General features: G+C 33.7%; 1 protein-coding gene. It reads left to right on the forward strand.

What is annotated here, in order from left to right:
* On the forward strand, positions 1 to 614 hold a 614-nt coding region (locus tag G6042_RS00715; protein WP_169522361.1), incomplete at both ends, for a transposase.

Genomic DNA, 614 nt, shown 5'->3' on the forward strand with positions numbered 1-614 from the left:
CAACAGAAAGAAGATTTTGTAACTTCTGTAGAGAATGCTATGCGTTTTTTTGAAGGCGTTCCAGCAGCAATTGTTCCAGATAATCTAAAGTCAGCCGTGATTAAAAGTAGTCGTTTTGAACCAACAATTAACGAAACCTTGGCCGATTTAGCAGAGCATTATGAAACTACTATATTACCTGCAAGAGCTTATAAACCAAGAGATAAATCTTTAGCTGAAGGAGCTGTAAAAATCTTGTATCGAAGAATTTATGTACATCTAAAACAAAAACAGTTTTATAGTTTAGAAGAGTTAAACCAACAAATCTGGGATTTATTAGATATTCATAATCATAAAAAGCTCACAGGAAGACCCTATTCTCGCTATGAATTATTTATGGAAGATGAGAAACAAAAACTACGTCCATTACCTCAAGAACGCTTTGAAATCAAATACCAATCCTTTGCTACGGTAATGCAAAACGGTCATGCGTTATTGAGTCAAGACAAGAGTTATTACAGTGTTCCGTACCAATATGTGAGGAAAAAAGTAAAACTTTTGTATACCAAAACTACAGTTGAAATCTTCTACAAATACAACCGAATCGCTATTCATCCAAGAAATTACAAACCTTA

The sequence above is a fragment of the Flavobacterium solisilvae genome (assembly GCF_012911605.1).
GTDB classification, from domain to species: Bacteria; Bacteroidota; Bacteroidia; order Flavobacteriales; family Flavobacteriaceae; genus Flavobacterium; species Flavobacterium solisilvae.